This is a genomic window from Thermoactinomyces daqus (assembly GCF_000763315.1).
Lineage (GTDB): Bacteria > Bacillota > Bacilli > Thermoactinomycetales > Thermoactinomycetaceae > Thermoactinomyces_A > Thermoactinomyces_A daqus.
On sequence record NZ_JPST01000022.1, the window covers coordinates 19,662 to 36,712 of the forward strand.

The 17,051-nt window shown below is 50.2% G+C and carries 14 protein-coding genes and 3 pseudogenes; all 17 read left to right on the forward strand.

Going from position 1 to position 17,051, the window contains the following annotated elements; genetic code table 11:
• Positions 1-117: 117 nt before the first annotated feature.
• Positions 118-843, forward strand: a pseudogene (locus tag JG50_RS21000) (polyketide synthase); the annotation flags it as partial.
• Between the two features lie 87 nt (positions 844-930).
• Positions 931-1,797 (forward strand): annotated as a pseudogene (locus JG50_RS21005) (thioesterase domain-containing protein); the annotation flags it as partial.
• Between the two features lie 23 nt (positions 1,798-1,820).
• Positions 1,821-2,669, forward strand: coding sequence for a sugar phosphate isomerase/epimerase family protein (locus tag JG50_RS0111200; protein ID WP_033101213.1), 849 nt, complete (start codon positions 1,821-1,823; stop codon positions 2,667-2,669).
• Positions 2,670-2,722: 53 nt separating this feature from the next.
• A complete protein-coding gene (locus tag JG50_RS0111205; RefSeq protein WP_081943886.1) occupies positions 2,723-3,358 on the forward strand; it encodes a glycosyltransferase in 636 nt (211 codons plus the stop codon).
• Between the two features lie 536 nt (positions 3,359-3,894).
• Positions 3,895-4,359 carry a DUF6323 family protein gene (locus JG50_RS0111210; protein ID WP_033101214.1) on the forward strand — a complete coding sequence of 155 codons (465 nt, stop codon included), beginning with the start codon at positions 3,895-3,897 and terminating at the stop codon, positions 4,357-4,359.
• A 2-nt stretch (positions 4,360-4,361) separates the two neighbouring features.
• Positions 4,362-5,798 carry a DUF6179 domain-containing protein gene (locus tag JG50_RS0111215; RefSeq protein ID WP_033101215.1) on the forward strand — a complete coding sequence of 479 codons (1,437 nt, stop codon included), beginning with the start codon at positions 4,362-4,364 and terminating at the stop codon, positions 5,796-5,798.
• A gap of 60 nt (positions 5,799-5,858) precedes the next feature.
• Complete coding sequence (locus tag JG50_RS0111220; protein WP_081943878.1) at positions 5,859-7,262, forward strand: MATE family efflux transporter; 1,404 nt, start codon at positions 5,859-5,861, stop codon at positions 7,260-7,262.
• A gap of 27 nt (positions 7,263-7,289) precedes the next feature.
• Positions 7,290-8,642 (forward strand): MATE family efflux transporter, encoded by a 1,353-nt coding sequence (locus JG50_RS0111225; RefSeq protein WP_152568556.1) that lies wholly within the window; start codon positions 7,290-7,292, stop codon positions 8,640-8,642.
• An 8-nt stretch (positions 8,643-8,650) separates the two neighbouring features.
• The gene (locus tag JG50_RS0111230; protein ID WP_160173858.1) at positions 8,651-9,595 is read left to right on the forward strand and encodes an acyltransferase domain-containing protein; all 945 of its coding nucleotides are present in this window, start codon (positions 8,651-8,653) and stop codon (positions 9,593-9,595) included.
• A gap of 17 nt (positions 9,596-9,612) precedes the next feature.
• Positions 9,613-10,440, forward strand: a complete 828-nt coding sequence (locus JG50_RS0111235; protein WP_235281664.1) for a methyltransferase domain-containing protein — start codon at positions 9,613-9,615, stop codon at positions 10,438-10,440.
• A 139-nt stretch (positions 10,441-10,579) separates the two neighbouring features.
• On the forward strand, positions 10,580-11,479 hold the full coding sequence (gene rfbA, locus JG50_RS0111240) for a glucose-1-phosphate thymidylyltransferase RfbA (protein WP_033101218.1): 900 nt from the start codon (positions 10,580-10,582) through the stop codon (positions 11,477-11,479).
• Positions 11,476-12,452: pseudogene (gene rfbB, locus JG50_RS18265) on the forward strand (dTDP-glucose 4,6-dehydratase). Before rfbA ends, rfbB begins: the two are co-directional and overlap by 4 nt.
• A gap of 115 nt (positions 12,453-12,567) precedes the next feature.
• Positions 12,568-13,806: a DUF4309 domain-containing protein gene (locus JG50_RS0111250; RefSeq protein ID WP_033101219.1), complete on the forward strand. Its 1,239-nt coding sequence runs from the start codon at positions 12,568-12,570 to the stop codon at positions 13,804-13,806.
• Between the two features lie 226 nt (positions 13,807-14,032).
• Positions 14,033-14,179: a YezD family protein gene (locus JG50_RS19380; RefSeq protein ID WP_370589277.1), complete on the forward strand. Its 147-nt coding sequence runs from the start codon at positions 14,033-14,035 to the stop codon at positions 14,177-14,179.
• 127 nt (positions 14,180-14,306) lie between these two features.
• Positions 14,307-15,326 (forward strand): sulfate ABC transporter substrate-binding protein, encoded by a 1,020-nt coding sequence (locus JG50_RS0111255; RefSeq protein WP_033101220.1) that lies wholly within the window; start codon positions 14,307-14,309, stop codon positions 15,324-15,326.
• A gap of 33 nt (positions 15,327-15,359) precedes the next feature.
• Positions 15,360-16,196, forward strand: coding sequence for a sulfate ABC transporter permease subunit CysT (gene cysT, locus JG50_RS0111260; RefSeq protein WP_033101221.1), 837 nt, complete (start codon positions 15,360-15,362; stop codon positions 16,194-16,196).
• A gap of 12 nt (positions 16,197-16,208) precedes the next feature.
• The gene (gene cysW, locus JG50_RS0111265) at positions 16,209-17,051 is read left to right on the forward strand and encodes a sulfate ABC transporter permease subunit CysW (protein WP_033101222.1); all 843 of its coding nucleotides are present in this window, start codon (positions 16,209-16,211) and stop codon (positions 17,049-17,051) included.

The window sequence follows — 17,051 nt, forward strand, 5'->3', positions numbered from 1 at the left end:
CCGGAAACCGCCTATGTCAAACTGGCGGAATTTTTGGATAAAAGGCAGCGGAGCAGAGAGGATTCCGCTGCGGAAAGTGATGGTCCTGGCGGCAAGGGAAATGAGCTGCAAACCCGGCTGCCGGCAGTGGACTGGGGTGAGATTGCACCGGGGATTGTGCAAGTGACGATGCAGGACCGAATCCATAAAAATACCTTTTCCACGGAGTTGATCACGGGGCTGATGGAAGCCTTTGCCGCGATTCGCTCCCGGCCCGACTTCAAGGTGGTCATCCTGACCGGCTATGACCGCTATTTTGCCTGCGGGGGCAGCCGGGAAGGCCTGTTGGCTCTGTATGAGGGAAAGGCCAAAATGACCGATCTCCATCTTTACAGCCTGGCTCTGGAGTGTGAAATCCCTGTCATCGCGGCGATGCAGGGACACGGGCTTGGCGGGGGATGGTGTCTGGGGCTGTTTTGCGACTTTGTCATCATGAGCCGGGAAAGCACATATGCCTGCAATCACATGAAGTACGGATTTACCCCCGGGGACGGGGCGACTTTGATCTTGCCTGAAAAATTGGGAAACCCGTTGGCGCAGGAGATTTTGTTTACCGGCAAAAACTTCAGGGGGTCGGAATTGGCGGCGAGAGGAGTGGGCATTCCGATTTTGCCGCAGCGAGAGGTTCTCCCTTATGCCTTGGAGCTGGCCAGGGAGTTGGCGGAGAAACCGAGGGAAACCCTGATCCTGTTGAAAAAACATATGGCTGCTCCGCTGAAAGCGCGTTTGTCCGAGGTGGTGGAAAGGGAGTGGGAGCTTCAGGAGAAAACCCTGGTTGGGAAACCGGAGGTTTTGGAAAAAATGTTGCCGGCTTTTGAGCCTCTCTCCGGCCCGCCTTCCTTTCCGGAAATCAGGCATCTGAATGCGCGTTTTTCCGGGCGCCCCGTTTTTTGGCTGCACGGAGAGGGGGGAGGCCTGGAGGGGTATCAGACGATTGCGCAGAAGAGCGGGCGGCCCTTTTACGGGATTCAGGCGCGTGGGCATATGACGGAGGATGCGCCGATCAGAGGAATTGAGGCGATGGCTTCCTACTACCTTTCCATCATTCGCTCCCGGCAGCCCGAAGGTCCCTATGATTTGGGCGGCTATTCGCTGGGGGGCGTGCTCGCCTATGAAGTGGCGCGTCAACTGCAGGAAGCCGGGCAGGAGGTTCACAGCATTGTCATGCTGGATACCCTGGACCGTTCCGCTTGGGAAAAAGTCCGTTTAAGCAACCGGACGAGAGCGTTGCAGGCAGTCAATATGACTCTGCTCAACCGGACGCGCCGGGATTGGCCATCCGTCAGGGAAAAGCTCATTCATCAGGAAGAAGCCGGATTTCCAGGAGACGAAGAGGAATTTTTGCGGCAACTGATCCGGTTGGGAAGAGAGCGCGGATTGTCTCTGGCCAAGACAGAAGAGGAATTGTTGAGGTTGTTTCAGCAGAATCTCCGCGTACAGGAGGCGTTTCAGCTGGATCAATACCCGCTGTTGCCCCTGCCGGACCCTTCCGGGGTGAGCTGCTTCTATTTTCGCAATCAGAGCGGCCTGTTTTTCGGTGAACTCCAGCCCTATCTGACAACCGCCTCTGATCAAATTGCCATCGACCATGAATGTTACTGGAGCGGTTGGGAGCAGCTGTTTCCCCGGTTCAAGCTGTTGGACGCCTCTTCCTCCAGCCATATGACCATGCTGTTTGAACCCGCGGCCCAGGCGGATATCGGCAAAGTTTGCGAAGCGTTGTATGCGGGGACGGACGCTGTTCGGACAGACCGCTAAAAGCGATGAAAGGATGGAAGAAGATGAAATTCAGCCTGATGACCTATTCGCTGGTGCCCCTCATGAGAACAGGGGAAATGAAGCTGGAGGATGTGGTCAGGTTTGCCGCCGATGAGGGGTTTGAGGCGATTGAGTTGCTGATGTTTGATTTCAGCCGGCCGGCGGGGGAGATTACCGGTCTGCTGGACAAATACGGGATGAAAATTTCCTGTATCGATGCCTTCGTTGATCTGGCTGCCGGCAAAGAGGATGTCTATGCGGAAAACATCGCATTGGGCAAGCGGATTGTCGATCAGGCGGAGGAGCTCTCCGCACCCATGGTCATGCTCGTTCCCGCGTTTGCCGATCAGATTCAAAGTGAGGCGGAAAAGCTGAGCGTGCTCCCGAAAATAATCCAGGCGTTGCAGGAGATTACCGCTTATGCCCAATCGAAGCAAATCACCGTCACCATCGAGAACTACCCCGACCTCAGAGTGCCTTTTTGCAGTCTGGCTGAGATCGAAACGATTCTCCGGCAAGTGCCCGGACTCAAACTGACACTGGACTGTGGAAACATGCTGGTGGCCGGGGATGACCCGCTTGAAGCCTGTGAGAGGTTGGGAAAAGTGATGGTCAATGCTCATCTCAAGGACTGGCAGGTTACTGCGGACGAAAGCGGGACCCGATGTGCGGACGGCCGATATTTGAAGCCGGCCGTACATGGCCAGGGGATCATCGATTACCGGTCGCTGTTTCGGAAAATGCTGGAGCAAGGCTATGACGGCTATCTGGCTTTTGAATATGAAGGGGAACACAACTGCAAAGAGGCGGCCAGACAGGGGATCCAGTATCTTCGGACGGAATTGAACCGGCTGCTCAATTCCCGGGGATAAAGAGATTGCCCGTTCAAGCCGGACAGAATTGGGAAAGAGAGGGAGAAGAAACCATGTCAACCGTTCTTTTTTTAAACGGCCCTTCACATGGCCATGTCAATCCGACATTGGGCCTGGTCGCGGAGTTAAGCAACCGTGGAGAAAAGGTGATTTACTTTTGCACCGATGATTTTCGGGAAAAAATCGCCAGGACCGGCGCGATATTCAAAAGCTTGGGGGATGGGGCCAAACTTCCGAAAGGCAATCCCCGGATCGACAAGAACAAACAGTTGTTTGACATCGCTCTGCGCATGTTATTATCCACGGAAAAAGTGGTTCAGCATATTCTGGAGGAAATCAAAGAGGAAACCATCGATTACATGATCTACGATTCGATGTATCCGGTCGGCAATATCATTTCACAAATTTTGAAGGTACCGGTGATCTGCTCCCATGCCGTTTTTGCCAGACCGGAGGAATTGGCTCCGCAAAACGAAAACACGGTCGGCATGGAAGTGATGCAGGATCACCCGGCTCTCGGCGAGTACAGGAAAATGGTCAACCGGCTGAAAGAAAACTATGGAGTGGAGATGCCGCAGCTGACCGGGATGATCACCCATTATGGCGATCTGAACATTGCTTATACGGCACGACAAAGGGGATTTGCTGATAGACCAGATCGCTCGTTGTGTTCAATCCCCCGTGCGTGACAGCCACATCCGTATATTTCAGAATTTCCCGTTGCGGCACATAGTGTCTTACAATGAAGTTGTCCGGGATCGCGAACCGGGAAACATCGGTATTGTAGGCTGCAATCACTCGGCTTTTCCATACGAAACCCCTGACAACCGGTCTGGCGCCAAGGATGTCAGGGGACGGGCAAAACAAAAATATATGTTGAAATAATCAGATAATTGAACGACCGAAAAACATTTGACATGAAAGAGGGGAATAAGGTAAAATGGGATATCAAAATAAATAATAAATTATACCAACCCTAATATAACATAAACAAAAAGAAAAGTCAACCGTTTTTGTGAAATTGTGCTGAGGGTTGGGCCGCGGTGTCCCCCCTTGATTCCCGGGGTTTCGAATGGTCGGTCAGCAGTTTCCGTTTCCCTCCCGATTTTGCCTGAGTTTGATCCCGGGTTGTATCTGCAAGACATGATGCTTTTTGAGCAAATTTGTTTCCGATGAAAGGGGGCAAAAGGCGGGAAGTCGTGCTTTCAGAGAGGAAGGGAAGCTCATGTATTTATCCCGTATATTCAACGCAATCAATATCTCGGTTCAGGAAAAGTATATGACCGAAATTCTGGAACTCAATGAGAAGACAAAAGAATTTGGTTTGATCTTGACTCCCGATGAAGTAAAAAACATGATGGTCGCCAGAAACAAGGTGTTGCGCGATTACGGCCGGGTGGAACTGGGCATTGAAGTGACGAAGGAATTGATCGAGATATTTTCCGAATCACCGTATATCCATGAAGACAATTACGCGGCAACACTTACGGAACTGCACGAGATCTTCTATTATTTGCGAAATGAAACGGAAGACAAAATCGGCGATTTCAAACTGATCAGCATGATGAAGGAGATGTTTGACGGTGAGTGTGCGGGTTCGGTGGAACTTTTAAAAAGCAGACTGGAGGAGTTTGCCGAGAATTTCCGAAGCGAATCGCTGCGTGAGTCTTTATTTGAGGGGGAGGATTAGGTTTGGAGTTTGAAAACGACAAAGAGAGATCCGGTCTTGTTTCGCGCAGCAAGATAAAAAAAGCGAATCTCCGGCGGAATCAATATACGATATCCCTTTTGAATGAAGGACTTCGTGCCGGATTGCTCACCGGTCAGGAGGTATATCGCATCCAGGCCGGATTGATGGGCATTCTGCAGGATTTGATCCGGCGCTATACGCAGGGTGAAAGTTCTTCCGTGACCTCTGAAACGGCAGAAAGTATCATGGCCTCCCTCCTCTACGCTGTTGATGCCTATACCCTTCAATTCATCAACCCGGATCAGGCAGTCACCGAGCTGAAAACAGGCAATATCCGCAACATCTACGAACAAGGATTGGAATTGTTGCGCCGGTTATTTGAAGAAACGAAGCAGCTCTATCAGGAAGTAAAGAAAAACAAATTGGATGTGCCCGTCGATGCCTACAATATGACGATCGATGAATCGTTGCCGATCTTTATGAAAAAGTACGGCATTGTTTTTGATGCCCACAATACCATGGCCAGCATCGATTATCCTTTGGCGGTCGATGACATGCGCCTTCAGGGCGTCTTTTATATCCGGCAGTATCTGGAACGCCTGCAAATGGAGACGCGATTTTGCCGCAGATTCGACCGGAGGGACTTGCTGGATCTGCTGACCGACTATGGAAAAGTGTGCAGGTTTGATTACCGGATTGAATTGTTCAACATCTTTGAGTTGGTATTGAATAATGCCATCTTTTCGATTTTATCAGGGGGGGATGCCGGTCAAATCAGAATTTCCGCCAATCAGTACAACCGGTTGCAACGGATGTTCAGCCGGCTGAATGCCTCACAGATCGCCGCCGCCATTCATCAGGCGATGGAGCGGCTGCAGCACGAGATGAAAACCGATCCTCCGCTCACAGACTATATGAACCAGTGCCGGAACAATTTGATTCAGCGAGTGATCAACGCTGCAAACCATGACAGCTTGGAAACCGTCATCATCAGGGAAAAAGAAGTAAAGACGAAATCGATTGTGCTCTTGCTGAACGAAGCGGATCGAATGAGCGACGTCCGCTTGCGCCGATTGCTGGACGAAATGATGCGGCTCGAAACAAAAGAAGAAAAAGTGCAACTGATCAGGGATTATTTTTCTTCCCTGCATGACTATTTGGATCTGCTTGATTCCGGTTGTTTGTATGGAGATGAATATGAAGCGCTCTTTGCCACTTTTGGCGACATGGAACTGGCGATTTTCGCAAAAATCGTATTTTATGAGGAGCTGCGCGCCGATTTTCTCGATTTTCAATCGATCGTGGCTGCCGGAAAAGACGACGAGAGCGAATGGAAAATGCATTACGTTGAGTTTATGCAAAAATTGAGTGATGACCGAATCAATGCCATTGGCAACCTGATCAGTGATATCGATTATGAGGAAATCCGGTTTTATTGAGATGCCGGCCCTTTTAGACCGGTTTTAAGCAGAAATCATTGAGTTTTGGAGGAAATGCGCATGAACAAAACCAACGCGTTGAGTGAAGAAAATACCATAAAATTACTGATCAGCTACTCCTTGCCCATGATTGTCGGCTTGTTTGTCGGCGCCTTCTACAACATTATTGACCGGGTGTTTATCGGAAACGGGATCGGTGACCTGGGGATTGCCGGGATTGCCGTTTCCTTTCCCATCATGATGACCATCATGGCTTTTTCCACCCTGATCGGAACCGGAGCGACCGCACTCACTTCCATTCGCCTGGGAGAGAAGAACACCGCTGAAGCTGAGAAAGTGATGGGGAACGCTTTAACCTTGCTTATCATTGTCTCGATTCTTTTTACCGTTCCCTGTCTGATCTTTCTGAATCCGATTTTGAAAGCATTTGGCGCGAGCCCGGAAGTGCTGAAGCCGGCGGCCGATTATATTTGGATCATTTTGTTGGCCAGCATCTTCATGATTGTCGGCTCGGGCATGAACAACTTTATCAGAGCGGAAGGAAACCCCAAGAAAGCGATGTTTACGCTGTTGATCGGGTCGGTGCTGAACGTGATATTGGCTCCTCTTTTCATTTTCGGCTTTGGCTGGGGGATGCAAGGTGCAGCGCTGGCCACGGCCATCTCTCAGCTGGTTTCGGCGCTGTGGGTTTTATCGCATTTTTTTCTGAGCAAGAGCCTCTTGAAAATCCGCGCCAAAAATATGCAGCTTGATGGCAGGCTGGTCGGGAAAATTCTGGCCGTGGGTGTCGGCTCCTTCATCACCCAATTGGCGAGCAGCGTGTTGTTTGTCATCATTAACAATGTGTTGCTCCGTTACGGCGGAAATACGGCGATCGCAGGCATGAACGTCGTCAATGCCGTGCAAACATTCATTATGCTGCCCGTATGGGGGATCAGCCTCGGGATCCAGCCGATTATCGGCTATAACTATGGTGCCAAAAATTTTGAGCGCGTGAAGAGCACATTGAAAACGGCGTTGATTATTTCCACGGTAATTGCCAGTGTCGCCTCGCTCTTCGTTTATTTCCTGCCGGAGTACATCGTTGCCATTTTCAACAGCGAAAGCCGGCAATTGATTTCTTTCGGCAGCCATGCGCTGGTCACGTACCTCCTCTTTACCCCGCTGATCGGCCTGTCCATCGTCGCTTCGGGATATTTTCAGTCTCTCGGCAAGGCCAAACAGGCGATCCTGTTAAGCTTAACCCGGCAAGTTTTCATTCTGGTTCCGGCCCTGCTCATTCTGCCGAGGTTTTTGGGGGTTGAAGGAGTGCTGATTTCCGGGCCGATTTCCGACTTCTGTGCGGCAGCAATTACCTTCGGATGCGTGGTTGCGAATCTGAAACAAATTCAAAATCAAATGAAAATAGGGACGACTGCCGTTCAGTCCGAACCGACCGGTATAGCGGGCAGCAGCGAATCTTAACTTCTCAGATGAAAGCGGAGTGATATTGTGAGCAAGAGGCTGATCATGCAAATTGCCCTGCCGGTTTTTATTGAGAGCGCGCTGATGATGGCTGACAGCATCATCCACGTCATCTGGGTGGGCCATCTACTGGGAGGGTTGGCAGTAGCGGCCATCGGAGCCTGTTTTCCGATCATCCTGGCTTTCGCAGCCATCGCCGGCGGAGCGGCCAGAGTCGCCACAACCCCGATTTTGCAGCATTTTCAAGCCAAAAATAAGGAAAAGATGCAGACCTATGTGAACCTGTCCTGGTCTTTCGGTGTTTGTCTGGTCGTCATCATGACCGCAGGGGGATATTTTTCTTCCCGATCGCTGCTTGCCTTGTTTGGAACCCCTGAAGCTGTCATCGGGCTGGCGGGCGGCTATCTGCGGATCATGATGCTCGGTTTTGCCGTTATGTACCTGTCCTTCCTCACCGTTTCCATGCTCAGGGGTGTCGGAAATGTTGTTGCCCGGATGCTGTTCGTGGCGATTTCCATCGTGGGAAATCTGGTTCTGGTTCCCTTGTTTATCGAAGGAACCGGTCCGTTTCCGAAATGGGGATTAAACGGGGTTGCCATTGCTGCGCTGATCGTTTCCGTCATCGCCATCATCGTCAGCTTGTGGTACATCCGGCGCCGCGTAAAAGGTCTCCTTACCAGGCCGACCGGTTGGCAATTCAACGGTAAATTAATGGCCGCCTTCTTGCCTGCGGGGATGCCGGTCTTTATGCAGCAGTTGATGCTGGCTTTGGGCTATGCCTGTATCCTGTTTTTTGTCAATCCCTTTGGCAGCGATGCAATTGCGGTTTTTTATGTGACCAGCAGGATCGACTCCATCGCCGCCATGCCTTCGATCGCAGTGATGATTGCGATTTCGGTGCTCACCGGAAAAACATTGCAAGCGGGCAGGTTTTCGGAGATCCCAAATCTCTTCCGCCGGGGACTGATCGTCAACCTTCCCGTCGTTCTGCTCATTTCTCTGCTCTGTTTTTTCGCTCCTCATTTCATCATGGAGCTGTTTATCAATGATCCGAACATTGTGAGCATCGGAATCGGATATTTCCGAATCGTCAGTCTCGGTTATTTGCTCTTCAGCGTTTTATACGTGTGCAACGGCATTATCACCGGGGTGGGGAAAAGCGGGATCATTACTCTTTTTTCTCTCGCTTCCCTCGTTGTGGTCAGGGTGCCGGCCGCAGCATTCCTTACACAAGCTGGTTTTAAGGTGAACGGTGTATGGTTGGCCATCCTGGCCAGTTTTGTCGCGCTGGCTGCCTGCAGTCTGTTCTACTATCTTTTTGGTTCATGGAAAAAAGGGTGGAAGATGACGGTCATGGAATCTTCAGGGATGAAATCATGAGGGATAAAATGGTTTTTATGTTTTCCGGTCAGGGTTCGCAATACTTTCATATGGGAAAAGCGTTTTATGACCACGAACCTGAATTCCGGGAACAGATGAACCGGTTGGATGCCGTTTTTCAAGAGCTTTCGGGCAACTCCCTGATCCGGTATCTCTATGATGAACGTCGCTCCAAAAGCGATGAGTTTGTTGATTTGTTCTATACCCATCCGGCCATTTTCATGGTTGAGGTGGCGACGGCCCACATGCTGATGTCGAAAGGGATCCGGCCTCAGGCGGTGATCGGTTCCAGCATGGGGGAATATGCTGCCGCCGTGGTCGCCGGCGCGCTGGATGCGGAAGACGGTTTGCGCTGTCTGTTCGATCAAGCCCGTCTGCTCAAGGCGCTCTCTCCGCCCGGGGGGATGATCGCAGTTCTGACTTCGCCGGCACTCTATGATGAGGTACCTGTCATTCACCATCATGCGCAGTTGGCTGCGGTGAATCATCAGTCCCATTTTGTGCTGGCGGGAAATGAAGAGGGGCTGGATGTGGTTGAGAGATATCTGCGAATGAAGGATATCACGCACCTGCGTCTTCCCGTGACCGTCCCGTTTCATTCTGCGCATATTGATGCCGCGGGAGAAGCGGTGCGGGAGCGTTTGTGGCAAGTTACGTTCCGGCCTCCGCGCATTCCGTTCTATTCTTCAGTGACCGGAAGGCGGATGCCTCATTTGACAGCGAATTATTTTTGGGATGTTTTAAGACAACCGATCCGGTTTGGCGAGGCTTTAAATGAAGCGGTCGCCCATGGAGTGACTTTTATTGATTTGGGACCTTCAGGTACCTTGGCCAACCTGGCAAATGCTCACTTCCGGACAAAACGGGATCTTCATGTTTTCAGCCTGCTCTCCCCGTTCACCGGTCATCAAAAGGCTTTGGAAATGTTGTATGCCCGGTTGCTTCAGCCGTGAATCCCCAGAGTGAGGAAGTGAAATCATTGAATCCATCCGGTTCCTATCATATCAAAACGATTGCCAATAATGTGGAGGCTGAGATCAATCGCTTAAAGGCGCAGGTCGACTTGTTTTGGCAAAGTGAATGGAAACATTACCAGGAGTTCGGTCTGGATCAAGCCGGTTCAATTGTGGAGTTGGGATCGGGCCCCGGTTTTCTTGTGGAAAAACTGTTGGTACATATTCCGGGAGCCGAGGTGACGGCCGTGGAGATCGATCCGCTCCTGGTCGAGTATGCCGGTAATTATTTGGCAAAACAAAAGTTGGACAGGTGGCAGGTGATTGAAGGCTCGATCACGGATACCGGGCTGGAGGATGATTCGTTTGATTTTGCCATTGCCAGATTGGTGCTGGAGCATTTGCCTGACCCTCTCGAGGCCGTTCGGGAAATTTACCGAATCGTAAAGCCGGGAGGGAAAGTGATCGTCATCGACAATGATTTTGAAATGCACATCATGACCTATCCGCCGGTTTCCGGTTTGCGCGAGCTTTACGATGCTTATTGCAAGGCGCGTGCGGCTGAGGGAGGCAATCCGAAAATCGGGAGAGAACTCCCGCGCATCCTGAAAGAAGGCGGTTTTACCGATGTGGAATTTGAAATCATCAGTGCCCACAGCGCGCTTCTGGGGGATGAGATGTTTTTCAGATCGGAGGGGATCGGGATCCCGTATAAGCTGGTTCAGGACGGCTTTTTATCCAGTAAAGTGCTGGGGCAAATTTCCCTCGGTTGGAGAAAAATGATCCGGGATGAACATCATTCGGTTATTCGCCAGCTGTATATGGCGGTGGGGAAGAAAGATTGATCAAGCGGGAAGCACAGCCGGTCTTGGCATCATGCAGCCTCTTATCCGCCGAAGCAGACTCCCTGGTTTCTTCAGGAAACTTGGGAGTCTATTTTTGAATGCGGGGCCTGCCCCGGAGCCTTGAGAGAGGAGGATGTGCATGAAAGGGATTGTTCTGGCGGGCGGCACTGGAACCCGTCTCTATCCGTTGACCAAGGTGATTTGCAAGCAACTGTTGCCCGTCTACGATAAACCGATGATCTACTATCCATTGTCCGTCCTGATGTTGGCCGGGATCAGGGATATCCTGATCATCTCCACCCCGCAGGATACTCCGCTGATTCAACAATTATTGGGGGATGGAGCCGATCTCGGCATCCGCTTGTCGTATGCGATTCAACCTTCACCTGATGGGATCGCCCAGGCTTTTCTCATCGGGGAAGAATTTATCGGCCGTGACCGGGTGGCGCTTATCCTGGGGGATAACATTTTCTACGGTCATGGTCTGACGCCCATTCTGCGAAGAGTGGCGGCGAGGAAGAAGGGGGCCACCATTTTTGGCTACAACGTCAGAGACCCGCAGCGCTTCGGTGTGGTAGAATTTGATGAAGCGAACAGGGTGATTTCAATTGAAGAAAAGCCTGCTAATCCGAAATCTAATTATGCTATCACCGGTTTTTATTTTTACGATAATGATGTGGTGGAGATTGCCAAACAGATAAAACCATCCGCCCGGGGAGAGTTGGAGATAACCGATGTGAACAAAGTCTACCTGGATATGGGAGCCCTGCACGTGGAATTGATGGGGCGAGGGTTTGCCTGGCTGGATACGGGAACGCATGAAACCCTTTTGCAAGCTTCCCAATTTATCGAGACGATCGAGAAACGTCAGGGTCTGAAGGTGGCATGTCTGGAGGAGATCGCTTACCACATGGGCTATATTCGCGACAAAGATTTGCGGAGATTGGCAGAACCGATGCAGAAAAACGAATATGGGCAGTATCTGCTCTCGGTGATCGGGCGCAAGAAAATCCACAACGGACAGGAGGAAGCAACATGAAATTGCTGGTGACCGGGGGAGCCGGCTTTATTGGGAGCAACTTTATCCGCTATATGGCGAACCGGTATCCGGAATATGAGATCATCAATCTCGATCTGTTGACTTACGCCGGGAATCGGGAGAATTTGCAAGACGTGGAGACACATGCCAACTATCGCTTTGTCAAAGGGGACATTGGCGACAGAAATCTGGTGGAGTCGCTTGTGGGGAACGGGGTGGAGGTGATTGTCAACTGCGCGGCGGAGTCGCATGTGGATCGCAGTATCAAAAATCCGGATATTTTTGTTAAAACCAATATCGTCGGGACGCACGTCCTTTTGGAGGCGGCAAGAAAACATAAAGTAAAAAAATTCCTGCAAGTATCTACTGATGAAGTGTATGGCTCACTCGGCGAAACCGGCGTTTTTACCGAAGAGACAGGGCTGGCTCCCAACAGTCCGTACTCGGCCAGCAAAGCAAGTGCGGATCTGTTGGTTCGCGCTTATCATGAAACGTTGATTTGCCGGTAAACATCAACCGTTGTTCCAATAATTACGGCCCCTACCAGTTTCCGGAGAAATTGATTCCGCTGATGATTACCCATGCCCTCGAGGATCAGGAATTGCCCGTTTACGGGGACGGCCTCCATGTGCGCGACTGGCTGCATGTGGAAGACCATTGTGCGGCCCTTGACAGGGTGATCCATCGGGGCAAGGACGGAGAAGTTTATAACATCGGCGGAAATAATGAGAGAACCAATCTTGAAATTGTAAAACTGATTTTGAAGGTTCTCGGGAAATCAGAGGAATTGATCCGATTTGTCGAAGACCGGTTGGGCCATGACCGGCGCTATGCGATCCATTCGGCCAAGATCCAAAGAGAATTGGGCTGGAAGCCAAAGTATACTCTCGAAGATGGCCTCAGGCAAACCATTCAATGGTATCTGGACAACCGGGACTGGTGGGAACGGATCAAAAAGCGCGCGAACGGGTAATGGCCCTGCCCGGAATGTTGGATTGTTCTGTGTTCACTTCTTTTTCTCATTTGGTAAAATGAGCTTGTTCTCATAAGTAGAGAATTCAAAAAAATAAGGAGTGCACAGACAAAGAATGGATGGGAATCGTGAAAAAGTTGAAGCCAAAATGACAAACCAGGAAGAACCGCACATTGCCGGAGATTTGTCGGGAAGCAAACCCAAGCCTTTCCTCAGCGTACGTTCAAAACGAAAGATGTATAAAATGATGTCCTTTATTTTCAGCGTCATCCTCATCCCGCTCATCATGACCATTCTGCTCAGTGCTTACGAGGATGAAACCAATGCTTGGGTGCGTCATTTGTTTGCCGGGAAGAAGAAAGAGACCTATACCGAAACGATCAAAAGGCTGGCCGCCAGCGGCAATCTGCCGGACTACCGATGCGGCCCGATCGGGACTGCGATTCAGGAAGTGATAAACCGTTGCGGAAAACCGGTTAAGCGGACGGATGTTTATGAGATTGACGGTTCCAATTCGAGCCTGTTCTATCTCGATGGAAACAGCAAGTTGATTGGGCTTGATTTTCAAAATGAAAAGTTGAAAAGCATCATGATCCAGGCGCGGAAAAACGAGTCGTTGCTGATCAGCGAGGTCAAACGCGTTTTCGGGCCCCCCTCCGAAACCAATGAAGGAAAATCGGATATGTCGGATCTTGAGACGTATTATCAATATAATTTGAACTCTTATCACGTAACCTTCTCGTACAGCTCGAAAACCAATAAATTGGACAGGTTCACATTAGAAACCACCAGCAACTTCCCTTATGACGGCAGACCGCGCACCCAGTTTGTAACAGCCGCCCATCCGGTGGGCAGCGACAAACGGATCAGCCCCGAGGGTGGATTGTCGGCGGCGAAACAGCTGAAGCAGTGGATCAGCCGGGGGGACCTGGGCAACTACGATTGCGGGCCGTTGGGCACTTCCCTGCAACAAGTGGCAGCGGGCACCTGTGGTGATTATGAAAACAATGTGTCTTCCCGTATAGTGAGTGACCAGGAGAAAGGGCTGGGCTTTCGGTTTAAAGACAGGGAAATACAGCTCAAATTTTTCAAGGACCGGTTGACATCGATCAGCGTCAGAGAAACGGAACAACCTCTTCCGATCACCAAAGAGAACATTGAGCGGGTGTTTGGAAAACCGGATCGTGACAAAAGCTCCTTTGACATTCTTGACGGGAAGTTTGTCTCCTACAAACTGAATGACAAAAAAGCGGACTTTTTCTTCAACGACAAAGGTGAACTGGATTATATCTGGCTTCGCAAAAGCGGACTCTACGATGATGAATTCGGCACTTTGTTGCCGCAGAACGAATAGGAAGGAAAGCCGGTTATCAAGGTCGCATTTTATGATTGACAAGTATGATTTTGGGGAATAATATTATATAAAATATTCTATATTTGTTGATTGAATTAAATGGGATCCTGTCGCCATAATCTCGACTAACATACTTGAGATTATAAAGATCGAAGGATGCAGCCCAATCTGACTGTTTCTATTCTCCAAGGCGGATGGGTTTCCTTTATGGATGGAGGGGATCTTCTTGTCTGATCATCCATACGGGATTGACGAACAGTGGATTGAGCGCATTATTCGGGCATTGGAAGGGCTGAAATACGGATCTGTATTGATAACCGTTCACGATTCCAGGATTGTTCAGATTGACCGCACAGAAAAAATAAGAGGCTGACACTCAAGAATCATTTTCATAATCAAATATTGCGCCGATCGGACAACCGAAGGCTCCAGTAATCTTGCCATGCACAGGCAGGTTTATTGGAGCTTTTTTATTTTTTGAATGGAGAGGAGAAAAACGGATGAAAAGGTTATTGATGTTACTGGTTTCGCTCAGTTTGGTGGCAGGGATTTCGGGATGCGGCCCATCCTCCGGATCCGGGAAGAACGAAGTGGAGCTTTTGAATGTTTCATATGATCCGACCCGTGAATTTTATCAGGACTTCAACCGGCAATTTGCCGCGTATTGGAAGAAAAAGACGGGGGAAACGGTGACGATCAAACAGTCGCATGGCGGTTCGGGGCAACAATCGCGGTCAGTTCAGGACGGATTGGATGCAGATGTGGTCACTTTGGCCCTCTCTTATGATATCGATGCGATCGCCAAGAAGGGCCTGATCAGCCAAGACTGGCAAAAGAGGCTGCCGGAGAACAGCTCGCCCTACACTTCGGCGATTGTCTTTCTGGTGAGAAAGGGAAATCCGAAAGGAATCAAGGATTGGGATGACTTGGTCAAACCGGGGATATCCGTCATTACCCCCAATCCCAAAACTTCGGGCGGAGCAAGGTGGAACTATTTGGCCGCATGGGGTTATGCACTGAAAAAGAATAAGGGAGATCAGGCGAAAGCAAGAGATTTTGTGACCAGATTATATCGGAATGTCCCTGTCCTGGATTCGGGTGCGCGTGGGGCGACGACGACGTTTGTGGAGCGGGGAATCGGTGATGTGCTGTTGGCTTGGGAAAACGAAGCACTGCTGTCGCAGAAAGAGTTTGGCAAAGACAAATTTGAAATTGTGTATCCCTCGCAAAGCATTTTGGCGGAACCGCCGGTAGCGGTTGTCGACAAAGTCGTGGACCGGCACGGAACGCGCAAGGTGGCACAAGCTTATCTGGACTATTTGTATTCGGATGAGGGGCAGGAGATCGCCGCCAAACATTTTTATCGTCCGCGTTCGCCGAAAGTTGCGGCAAAATACGCAAGCCAGTTTCCGAAAATCGATTTGTTCACCATCGATGAGGTATTCGGCGGTTGGGAAAAAGCGCAGAAAACCCACTTTGCCGACGGAGGCATCTTTGATCAGATCTATCAGAAAAAATGACCGGTTTGCTGAGAAAGTGAAGGGGGAGGTTTCATGGCGAAAAGGTTGGCAAAAAAGAGCATCATTCCCGGATTTGGCCTGACTATGGGCTATACCCTGGTTTACCTGAGTTTGATCGTACTGATTCCGCTCTCGCTGATCTTTTACAAGACGGCCAGTTTATCTTGGAAAGAGTATTGGGATGTGGTGACCGATCCGCGAGTCATCGCTTCTTACCGGCTCACCTTTGGCGCATCCTTTGTCGCTTCCGTCATCAATGCCGTATTCGGGACGCTGATCGCCTGGGTTTTGGTTCGTTATGATTTTATCGGAAAACGGCTGGTGGACGGGATTGTCGATCTGCCGTTTGCGCTGCCTACAGCTGTTGCCGGGATCGCTCTGACTTCGGTCTATTCCGACAACGGATGGATCGGCAAGTTTTTGGCTCCCTTGGGGATCAAAGTGGCTTTTACTCCGCTTGGTGTCATAGTTGCTTTAACTTTTATCGGCTTTCCGTTTGTGGTGCGAACGATCCAGCCCGTTTTACAGGACTTGGATCATCAGTTGGAGGAGGCTGCTTTTTCGCTCGGGGCCAGTCGGCTGCAAACCTTTGTCAGGGTGTTGTTTCCTCCGTTGTTGCCCGCACTCCTGACCGGCTTTGCCCTCGCTTTTGCCCGGGCTTTGGGAGAATACGGTTCCGTAATTTTTATTTCCGGCAATATGCCAATGGTGACAGAGGTGACCCCTCTGCTCATCGTGACCAAGCTGGAGCAGTATGACTATGCAGGAGCTACTGCGATTGCTTCAGTGGTCTTGATTGCTTCCTTTATCTTGCTTTTTATAATCAATTGTTTGCAATGGGTTAGTGGCCGGCGTTATTTCATCGGATAAGGAGGGAGGAATATGCCGAAACCGGTTCAGCCTGCGGCGTTGGTTCGCTTTTTGCTTATTTTTGCCGCTCTTATTTTTCTTTTCCTTTTTCTCATCGTACCACTGTTTGCCGTTTTTTCAGAAGCCCTGAAAAAAGGAATTTTGGTTTACATTGAATCCGTTGAGGATGCGGATGCGCTCTCGGCGATCCGTTTAACCTTGCTCGTCGCGGCGATTTCCGTTTCTCTCAATACGATTTTTGGAATAGCCACTGCCTGGGCGATTACCAAATTTGAGTTCAGGGGAAAAAACCTGCTCATCACGCTCATTGATCTGCCCTTTGCCGTATCCCCCGTCATATCAGGATTAATCTTTGTGTTGCTGTTTGGTGCGCAGGGGATATTGGGACCGTGGCTGGAAGCGCATGATATCAAAATTATTTTTGCAGTTCCCGGCATGGTGTTGGCGACTGTATTTGTAACGTTTCCTTTTGTGGTCAGAGAATTGATCCCGGTCATGCTGGCGCAGGGAAAACAGGAGGAAGAGACGGCTTTATCCCTCGGGGCAGGCGGTTTGCAAACCTTTTTGCGCGTTACTTTGCCCAATATAAAATGGGGGCTGTTATATGGGGTGATTTTGTGCAATGCCCGGGCGATGGGCGAGTTTGGTGCGGTTTCTGTCGTCTCCGGGCATATCCGGGGAATGACCAACACCATCCCTCTTCATGTAGAAATTCTTTATAACGAATACAATTTTGTTGCAGCTTTTGCAGTAGCCTCCATATTGGCGGTATTGGCGATCATTACCCTCATCATCAAGAGTTTAAGCGAATGGAAGACGAAACGCCTGTTAGAAGCAGCAGAGGAGGAACAGTGA